Below are 9,435 nucleotides of genomic sequence, written 5' to 3' on the forward strand. Positions count from 1 at the left end.
CACAGGGAATCTGCGCTTAACTGAACGGAAAGTTTGTGGGCTTATTGTGGCGAGCGGGCTTGCCCCGCGTTGGGGTGCGAAGCGCCCCCAATCAAGCAAAACGCGGTGTACCTGATACGGCTCAGCGTCTGGCTTTGGGGCTGCTGCGCAGCCCAACGCAGGGCAAGCCTGCTCGCCACGGGGATAGATCACTCTCTTGTTTTACCAGGTCGCCGTGTTCGGCAGATTCAGCGTGCCACGGTCCACAAAGCGCAGGGTGCCGAACAGCCCACCCGCCAGTTTGCCGCGCAGCACGTATGGCAGGTTGTTCAGGCTTTGGGTCTGGCTCAGGCCCAGGGTCTGGCGCAACACGGAAAACGCTGAAACGCTGACCGGCACGGTCAGAACGGTCTCGGAAAAACGTGGGATGTTGCCGTCTTGATCACTCACCCCTGACGCCAGCGGCCGCCCGTTGACTTCCAGGTCCAGCGCCACGCCGTTGTAGTCAATCGCCGTTTCATTGGGGTTCTGCACCCGCAGTTTCACCGCGAAGCGCACTTCCAGGTCCTGGCTCTGCAGCGGCTCGATGCCCACCACGGTGATGTTGACCGGATCGCGATGGGGAAACAGCGCGCACGCGCTCAAGGTCAACAGCAGTAACGATAGAACCATGAGCTTGCGCATGTGAACCTGCTCCTATTTCGTGACGTCCGGGTCCTGCATCACCTTGAGGGTGGATGACTCCGGATCAAATTCGTCGTCTTCCAGCGCGATGAACGTTTCGGGCAGGAAGATGTTCAGCAGGATTGCACAGAACGCGCCCACGGTGATCGGCGATTCGAAGATGTCGTGCAATGTCTTGGGCAGGTCGCGCAGCACTTCGGGCACGGCGGCAACGCCCAGGCCCATGCCAAGGGAAATCGCCACGATCAGCACATTGCGCCGATGCAGGCCGGCTTCGGCGAGGATCTTGATGCCGGCCACCGCCACGGTACCGAACATGATCAGGGTGGCGCCGCCCAGCACCGGCTTGGGCATCAATTGCAGCACCGCGCCGATCATCGGGAACAGCCCCAGCAGCACCAGCAGGCCGGCGATGAAGTACGCCACGTAACGGCTGGCCACGCCGGTCAGCTGAATCACCCCGTTGTTCTGCGCGAACGTCACCATCGGCAGGCTGTTGAAGGTGGCGGCCATGGCTGAGTTGAGCCCGTCGGCCAGCAGGCCGGATTTGATCCGCTTGATGTACAGCGGGCCCTTGACCGGTTGTTGGGAAATCATCGAATTGGCTGTCAGATCGCCTGCCGCTTCCAGCGGCGAAATCAGGAAGATCACCGCCACCGGGACAAACGCCACCCAGTCAAACGAGAAACCATATTTGAACGGCACCGGCACGCTGATCAACGGCACCTGGGGCAGGGCGGCCATGTCGACACGGCCCAGCCACCAGGCGACGACGAAGCCAAGGGTCAGGCCGATCACAATCGAGCCCAGGCGCAAAAACGCATTGTTGAAGCGATTGAGCACCACGATGGTCAGCAGCACGAGCGCGGCCAGCCCCATATTGCCGGCTGCGCCCAGATCATTGGCGCCAAAGCCGCCGGCCATGTCGGTGACCGCCACCTTGATCAGCGACAGCCCCATCAGAGTAATGATGGTGCCCGTCACCACCGGTGTGATCAGCTTGCGCAGCTTGCCGATGAACTGACTGAGCGCCACTTCGATAAACGCTGCGAAAAAGCACACGCCAAAGATTGTCGAGAGAATTTCATCCGTACCACCGCCGCGAGCCTTGACCAAGAAGCCCGCGCTGAGAATCACGCTGATAAACGAAAAACTGGTGCCCTGCAGGCACAACAGCCCCGAACCGATGGGGCCGAAGGTGCGCGCCTGCACGAAGGTGCCCAGCCCCGAGACGAACAGCGCCATGCTCACCAGGTACGGTACTTCGCTTCCCAGGCCCAGCACGCCGCCGACGATCAGGGTCGGTGTGATGATGCCGACGAAGCTCGCCAGCACATGCTGCAACGCGGCAAACACCGCCGCGGTAAAGTGCGGACGGTCTTCGAGGCCGTAGATCAGCTCGGATTTATAGCGCGGACGGGGGGCTTGAGCGTCAGACAAAATGCGGGCTCGGGTCAGAAAAGGGAGGCGCAGGATGCCAGAAAGTCCTCATCGTCAGAAGTGTAAAAAATATTTATAAGCCACCGGCATAATCTGATCGACCGGAGTGAACCGTCCTCACTCTGCTCATTTTTCGAGCCCTTCGAGACGGTCAGCCATGGCCGTCGTTCAAACGGTTAAGGCCAATGACATCCTGGCTGTTGATCGGCTTGAGGCTTTTGATCAAAAAGTCGGACCGGCGATTTCCCGTCATATCAACAGCCAGGTAATACTTTTTGGTGGCCGGGTGATATTCAACGAGGGTGTCGCCGATTCGTCCTGTGTAGTACTTGACGTGGTTGAGGGACACTTGGGCTTTTTCACTCAAAGTGCTTAAGTCGATTTTGTCTTTGCCGGTAGTGAAGTCCATCAGCACGTCAGCATTGTGGTAGGGCGAATCACTGATGGCGTCATAGTTGAAAATGTTGGCGCCTGCGTTGCCTGTGAGTTTGTCTGCGCCGGCTCCGCCAGTCAGACGGGTGGGGGCAGTCGGTAATTGTGAGCCCTCGTTAATTAAAATGTCATTGGGCTTTATTGGGTTTTTGCTCAAAATCATCAGCACGGACTTATTGTTGCCACTCACATCAAGAGTCAACCTGTGCATATTGATGCCTTTTTCATAGTCCAGCAGCAGTTCGCCTTTGCGCCCACTCAGCGTGCCGATTTGATCAGTGAGAACGCCGGTGAATATGGGTTTTGATATTTCGGCATCTTTCAGAACCCTGGAAAGATCAATTTTGTCGACACCACTGACGAAGTCGTTAAGCATGTCCGGGTTTTGTGGCGGCGAGTCGCTGGCCCTGTTGTAGACAAATGTGTCAGCCCCGCCGCCGCCGTAGAGGATGTCGCCGCCGGCCTCGCCGGTCATGCGGTTGCCGACCTGATTGCCGGTCAGCACATCATGCCCTGAACCACCGATGGCGTTTTCCACGACCACACCTTTGGCGATGGACACATTACCTTTCCTGTCGCCGACGTCTGAAAGGGACTCGGCATTCAGATTGATGTTCTGGTCTTGCCCGTAACCGGAAAAATCCAGGGTGTCGTTACCGCCGTTGTCCCAGACGCAAAAGGCCGCCAAGTCTCTGGAGGAGGCCAGACTATAGTAGTCACGCCCGGCGTTGGCGTTGAACCCATAAGTAGTATTTCCCTTTCGGGTGTTGTGATTGGCTCCGTAGAGGTCTTGAACGCCTGCAATGTCGCCCATCATCGGGGTGGCTGTACTGGCCGACCATCTAAGGCCTTTTTCGTCAGGGCGCTCCAACCAATGGGTCGTATAGGACATGGCGGTATGGGTTTTGTTGTTCTCGGGATAATGACCCTGTGGATGCTCCAGCCCCAGGCTATGGCCGATTTCGTGAATCATTGACGAGTTTAGAGGTAAGCCTTTTTCATCCACTCCGATCGCGATGCTCATGCTGCTGGTATCACCCACCGGCAGGTTGGCGACACCGCCCACACCCGGGTTGCCGTGAACGAGTATGGAGGCGTCTGCACCTTTGCCGTTCTCGATGAAGGTGACCTTGGTAACGTCTTCCCATGCGCGAATTGAATCTCTAAAGGCTTTTTTTCTGCCCTCGCTGAACTCCGTTGCTCCCCCCTTTTTACGCCAGGCATGTTCCGGGTTGGACAGGTCAATAAACTTATAGGCGACTGTTATCTTGCCATCACCGTTTGTATCGACGATTTTATATCTATTATGGGTAATATCTTTTGCAACTTTATCTGAGGCGGAAGGGAAAGCAGGCTTATTAACAGTCGAAGGGGTCGTATGATCGAGTACAGGCCGGGAAGCGTTAAGATTTAACCGGGCGGACGGCAAGGATTGAATGTTCAATAGGGAACCTCTCGATAATTTTATGGAATTGCCAACGTGATAGTTAGTTTGAAGAGGGCGGGAAATAAAGTAAGTAATTTTCGCAGGGGGGGCAACCCGGTAAATATGTCGTTGTGTGAGTTGGACAGTGGTGGTGTTTCGAGGCGTAAGTGGCGTGTTGAATATTGGCATTATCGCGTCCGAACGTTAGTAAACGAGGGATCGAATAGAAGAATGTAGTGGGGGCGGAAAGTGACGGTATCAGCCAGTCATGTTTACCCACCACCCGGTTGACGAGGGCTGGCGCCGTTTAAAGCGCCCCTACATTGACCCAGCGCTCTTCTTGAGCGGCCAGGCGTATCGCTGTTGCCAGCCGCTCGACCGCCCACGCGGCTTCAAAGTCAGTGCCTTCAGCGCCTTGACCCACCAGCGCCATGACCAACTCGTGGACTTCCAGCGTCTTCAGTTCGTTGTAGCCCAGTTGATGCCCGGCGGCCGGGCTGAAGGCCGCGTAGCCGGGCAGCGCAGGGCCAGCGAGTAAACGCTGGAAACCGTGCTGGCCGACGCGGCATAGGCGCAGCTCATTCAAGCGCTCCTGATCGAATGCCAGGGTGCCTTGGGTGCCACTGATTTCAAAACTCAGGTGGTTCTTGTAGCCATGTTTGAGCCAACTGCTGCTCACTGTACCGCGTGCGCCATTGGCGAAGCGCAGCAGGGCATGCACCTGGTCATCCACCGCGATGGGTTTGAGGTCGCGGCTGCCTTTGACGGCAGGGCGTTGGGCATGCACGGTTTGCGTGTCGGCACACACGCTTACCACATCGCCTGCCAGGTAACGCGCCATCGACAACAGGTGGCTGCCCAGATCCGCCAGCGCGCCACCGGCATGTTCCACTTCACAGCGCCACGACCACGGTGAGGCCGGGTCGGCCATGAAGTCTTCGCTGAATTCGCCCTGGAAGCTGATGATCTCGCCCAGCTCGCCGCTGGCAATCATTTGCCGCGCCAGGCTGATCATTGGGTTGTGCTGATAGTTATAGCCGACCCGCGTCACCACACCGGCCGCGCTCGCGGCGCGGCGCATGGCGTCGGCCTGTTCCAGGCTGACGGCCAGGGGCTTTTCGCAATACACCGCCTTGCCCGCCGCAATCGCGGCCATGGCCATGGGGTAGTGCAAGTGGTTGGGCGTGGTGATGGCGACGACGTCAACCCTGGGGTCGTTGATCAACGCTTGCCAATCACCCTGGGCCTGGCCAAATCCCCAGGCTTTGGCGCAGCGCTCGGCGCGTTCACCGTCGGCATCGGCCAGGGCGACCAGCTTGAGCTGAACCGGCAGGTCGAACACTGACCGGGCATTGTTGAATGCCAGCGCGTGGGCGCGCCCCATGAAGCCTGTGCCGATCAAACCGATTCCGAGTTCGCGCATCGCCGTGGTCCTTGGATTTTTATTTTCAGGAGCGCTATTAATGGAATAAATATTCTCTTAATTCAATACATGGAATAAAAATTCATTGCTGCCCAATCAATCACTCTGGCGAATGCGGCTATATTCAGACGCTGACGAAAAGCCACTAGTTAACAAAAGATAACGTACCGCCGATTGTCAGGCGATTCCAAAGCCCGCTAGGATGGCCCGTGCTTGCTTCAGGCGCTCTAGATTGCAGGTTTCAGCGCCCGGGAAGACGAGACGACCTGACAAAAAATAATAATGGGGAGAAAGGTCTATGAGTGAGCCTGTCATGGCTTGGGTTGTTTGCCGCCCACGCGCCGCACGCAGGGTTGCGATGCTGGCCACAGCGCTCTCGCTGCTTGGCGCTGTCGCGTTGTCGACCGCCGCCCAGGCCGCCAGCGATACTACCGCGCCAGCGGTGTCTGCGATTGAGTCCCCCAAGGCCGTCAAGGGCCTGATGATCGATGTGGTGCACGCCGGCAAACGTCTGGTGGCAGTCGGTGATCGAGGGCACATCCTCTATTCCGATAATCAGGGCAGCACCTGGACCCAGGCCAGCGTCCCCACCCGCCAGTTGCTCACGGCGGTGTTTTTTATCGACGACAAGCACGGTTGGGCGGTCGGCCACGATGCGCAAATCCTCGCCAGCACCGATGGCGGCGCCACCTGGACCCAGCAATTTCAAGACCTCAAGCGCGAAGCGCCGTTGCTCGACATCTTGTTCAACGATGCCAGCCACGGCCTGGCGGTGGGCGCCTACGGGGCGTTGATCGAAACCACCGACGGCGGCAATACCTGGACCGACGTCAGCGACCGCCTCGACAACGAAGACCAGTTCCACCTCAACGCGATCGCCGCCATCAAGGACGCCGGCCTGTTCATCGTCGGCGAGCAGGGCAGCATGTTCCGCTCCAGCGATAACGGCCAGACCTGGGAAAAACTCGAAGGCCCTTATGAAGGCTCGCTGTTCGGCGTGATCGGCACGGCGCAAGCGCAGACGCTGTTGGCCTATGGCCTGCGCGGCAATCTGTACCGCTCCAGCGATTTCGGCAGCACCTGGGAGCAGGTCGAGCTGAACGCGGCGCGCGGCGCACTGGAGTTTGGTTTATCCGGCGCCACCTTGTTGGCGGATGGCTCCATCGTGGTCGTCGGCAATGGTGGCAGCGTGGTCGTCAGCCATGACGACGGGCTGACGTTCAGCGTGTTCAATCGCCCGGACCGTATCTCGCTCTCGGCCGTCACGGCGGCGGGCAACGGCAATCTGATTCTGGTCGGGCAGGGCGGCGTGCGGGTTGCCACGCCGACCGGCGCCGAACCGACAAAACAATAATAAGGGCGGGAAAGCATGAGCAGTCATCACAACGATAAAGCGACCTTCCTTGAACGCCTGATCTTCAACAACCGCCCGGCAGTCATCGTGATCTGCCTGCTGGTGAGCATTTTCCTGTTCTGGCAGGCGACCCTGATTCGCCCGTCCACCAGCTTCGAAAAAATGATCCCGCTCAAGCACCCCTTCATCGAAAAGATGATGGAACACCGTAACGACCTGGCGAACCTGGGCAACACCGTGCGCATCTCGGTGGAGGCCAGGGACGGTGACATCTTCACCAGGGACTACATGGAGACCCTGCGCCAGATCAACGACGAGGTGTTCTACATCTCCGGCGTCGACCGCTCGGGCCTCAAGTCGCTGTGGAGCCCCAGCGTGCGCTGGACCGAAGTGACCGAAGAAGGCTTCGCCGGCGGTGAAGTGATTCCGCAGAGCTACAACGGCTCGCCGGCCAGCCTCGATCAACTGCGCAATAACGTGCTCAAATCCGGCCAGGTTGGGCGTCTGGTGGCCAACGATTTCAAGTCGAGCATCGTTGATATCCCGTTGCTGGAGTCCTATCCGGACCCGCAGGACCAGGGCAAATTGCTCGCCCTGGACTACCAGAAGTTTTCCCATGAACTGGAAGACAAGATCCGCGACAAGTTCGAAGCGCAGAACCCCAACGTCAAGATCCACATCGTCGGCTTTGCCAAAAAGGTCGGCGACCTGATCGACGGGCTGGTGATGGTGGTGCTGTTCTTCGGCGTTGCGTTCGTCATCACCCTGGTCCTATTGCTGTGGTTCACCCATTGCGTGCGCAGCACCGTTGCGGTGTTGAGTACCACCCTGGTGGCGGTGGTGTGGCAACTGGGCCTGATGCATTTTTTCGGCTTCGGGCTCGATCCTTATTCGATGCTGGTGCCGTTCCTGATCTTCGCCATCGGCATTTCCCACGGCGTACAGAAAATCAACGGCATCGCCCTGCAGTCCAGCGAGGCTGACAACGCGCTGACTGCCGCGCGGCGTACCTTCCGCCAATTGTTCCTGCCGGGCATGATCGCGATCCTTGCCGATGCGGTGGGCTTTATTACCCTGCTGATTATCGACATCGGCGTGATCCGTGAACTGGCCATCGGCGCCTCCATCGGCGTGGCGGTGATCGTGTTCACCAACCTGATCCTGCTGCCGGTGGCGATTTCCTACGCGGGCATCAGCCAGCGCGCCATCGCCAGGAGCAAGAAAGACGCGAACCGCGAACACCCGTTCTGGCGTTTGCTGTCCAGGTTCGCCAGCGCCAAAGTCGCACCGGTCTCGATCCTGCTGGCGCTGGTCGCCTTTGGCGGCGGCCTCTGGTACAGCCAGAACCTCAAGATCGGCGATCTGGACCAGGGCGCACCGGAGCTGCGCCCGGACTCGCGCTACAACAAGGACAACAACTTCATCATCAGTAACTACTCCACCAGCTCCGATGTGCTGGTGGTGATGGTCAAGACCAAGGCCGAAGGCTGTTCGCGCTACGAAGCCATGGCGCCCATCGACCAACTGATGTGGAAGATGCAGAACACCGAGGGCGTGCAATCGGCGATCTCGCTGGTGACCGTGTCCAAGCAGATGATCAAGGGCATGAACGAGGGCAACCTCAAATGGGAAACCCTGTCGCGCAACCCCGACGTGCTGAACAACTCCATCGCCCGTGCTGATGGCCTGTACAACAACAATTGCTCGCTGGCGCCGGTGCTGGTGTTCCTCAACGACCACAAGGCCGAGACCCTCGACCGCGCGGTGCACGCGGTGCAGGACTTCGCCAAAGAGAACAACAAGGACGGCCTGGAATTCATCCTGGCGGCCGGTAACGCCGGGATCGAAGCCGCCACCAACGAGGTCATCAAGGAGTCGGAACTGACCATCCTGATTCTGGTGTACCTGTGCGTGGCGACCATGTGCATGATCACCTTCCGCTCCTGGGCCGCCACCCTGTGCATCGTGCTGCCGCTGGTGCTGACCTCGGTGTTGGGCAACGCGCTGATGGCGTTCATGGGTATCGGCGTCAAGGTCGCGACCCTGCCGGTGGTGGCGCTGGGCGTTGGGATTGGCGTGGACTACGGCATCTACATCTACAGTCGCCTGGAGAGCTTCCTGCGCGCGGGTCTGCCGCTGCAAGAGGCGTACTACCAGACGCTCAAGTCCACGGGTAAAGCGGTGCTGTTCACCGGCCTGTGCCTGGCGATTGGCGTGTGCACCTGGATTTTCTCGGCGATCAAGTTCCAGGCCGACATGGGGCTGATGCTCACCTTCATGCTGCTGTGGAACATGTTCGGCGCCCTGTGGCTGTTGCCGGCGCTGGCGCGTTTCCTGATCAAGCCCGAGAAGCTGGCGGGCAAGAAGGGCAACTCGTTGTTCGCCCACTGAGGCTAACATCAAGGTCTTTATTGTGGCGAGCGGGCTTGCCCTAATGCCGTTCAGTTAAGGAAAATGTGTGGGCTTATTGTGGCGAGCGGGCTTGCCCCGCGTTGGGGTGCGAAGCGCCCCCCATCGAGCAAAACGCGGTGTACCTGATACGGCTCAGCGCCTGGCTTTGGGGCTGCTGCGCAGCCCAACGCAGGACAAGCCTGCTCGCCACAGGGAATCTGCGCTTAACTGAACGGCATTAGGGCTTGCCCTAATGCCAGTCGGTTAAGCGCAGCTCCCCTGTGGGAGCGGCGGTGCGACGATTCG

The 9,435-nt window shown here is 59.0% G+C and carries 6 protein-coding genes; 2 read left to right on the forward strand and 4 right to left on the reverse strand.

Annotated features, from left to right (window positions below; all coding sequences use genetic code 11):
- Positions 1-201: 201 nt before the first annotated feature.
- The 4 genes from LUB09_RS22410 to LUB09_RS22425 form a co-directional block, all read right to left on the reverse strand.
- Positions 202-663, reverse strand: coding sequence for an LEA type 2 family protein (locus LUB09_RS22410; RefSeq protein WP_231423727.1), 462 nt, complete (start codon positions 661-663; stop codon positions 202-204).
- Between the two features lie 12 nt (positions 664-675).
- Positions 676-2,103 carry a nucleobase:cation symporter-2 family protein gene (locus tag LUB09_RS22415; protein WP_231423728.1) on the reverse strand — a complete coding sequence of 476 codons (1,428 nt, stop codon included), beginning with the start codon at positions 2,101-2,103 and terminating at the stop codon, positions 676-678.
- Between the two features lie 151 nt (positions 2,104-2,254).
- On the reverse strand, positions 2,255-3,979 hold the full coding sequence (locus LUB09_RS22420) for a M10 family metallopeptidase C-terminal domain-containing protein (RefSeq protein ID WP_231423729.1): 1,725 nt from the start codon (positions 3,977-3,979) through the stop codon (positions 2,255-2,257).
- A 289-nt stretch (positions 3,980-4,268) separates the two neighbouring features.
- Complete coding sequence (locus tag LUB09_RS22425) at positions 4,269-5,384, reverse strand: Gfo/Idh/MocA family protein (RefSeq protein WP_231423730.1); 1,116 nt, start codon at positions 5,382-5,384, stop codon at positions 4,269-4,271.
- A 313-nt stretch (positions 5,385-5,697) separates the two neighbouring features.
- On the opposite strand from LUB09_RS22425, the gene LUB09_RS22430 reads away from it, so the two are divergent.
- Both LUB09_RS22430 and LUB09_RS22435 read left to right on the forward strand, forming a co-directional pair.
- A complete protein-coding gene (locus tag LUB09_RS22430; protein ID WP_231423731.1) occupies positions 5,698-6,738 on the forward strand; it encodes a WD40/YVTN/BNR-like repeat-containing protein in 1,041 nt (346 codons plus the stop codon).
- A 15-nt stretch (positions 6,739-6,753) separates the two neighbouring features.
- Positions 6,754-9,129: an efflux RND transporter permease subunit gene (locus LUB09_RS22435; protein WP_231423732.1), complete on the forward strand. Its 2,376-nt coding sequence runs from the start codon at positions 6,754-6,756 to the stop codon at positions 9,127-9,129.
- Positions 9,130-9,435 lie beyond the last annotated feature (306 nt).

Source organism: Pseudomonas sp. Leaf59, from assembly GCF_920984685.1.
Lineage (GTDB): Bacteria > Pseudomonadota > Gammaproteobacteria > Pseudomonadales > Pseudomonadaceae > Aquipseudomonas.